The 268-nt window shown below is 53.0% G+C and carries 1 protein-coding gene; it reads right to left on the bottom strand.

Translation table 11 applies throughout. From position 1 onward, the window contains the following. Positions 1–268, bottom strand: a 268-nt coding sequence (locus IAE27_RS29430) for a DDE-type integrase/transposase/recombinase (protein ID WP_200093444.1), incomplete at both ends; no start/stop codon positions are given.

Raw genomic sequence — 268 nt, 5'->3', positions numbered from 1 at the left:
TATCGTCTGCGCCCGGCGAAACGATTTGAATCCCGGCATCAGACGTATCCGCCGTTTAATATTACGGTGATCCTGCTCAGTCAGGTTATTCAGATACTTGCTTTGCCTGATGGTAATAGCTTCTTCCTCAGGTTTGTTGGCATTGAGCGTGGCCAGAGCCGCAGTATTGGCGCCGCTTTTATCGATCGTCAACACCTCAGGTTCGCCGTGGTTACGGATGGCCTTGCGAAAGAAACGCAGCGCTGCCGCAGTATCCCGTTTAGCCGTC

Source organism: Klebsiella sp. S69, from assembly GCF_016516145.1.
GTDB lineage: Bacteria > Pseudomonadota > Gammaproteobacteria > Enterobacterales > Enterobacteriaceae > Klebsiella > Klebsiella oxytoca.
Note: the sequence above shows the minus strand (reverse complement) of the source record. Positions and strands in the feature narration are given on the sequence as shown.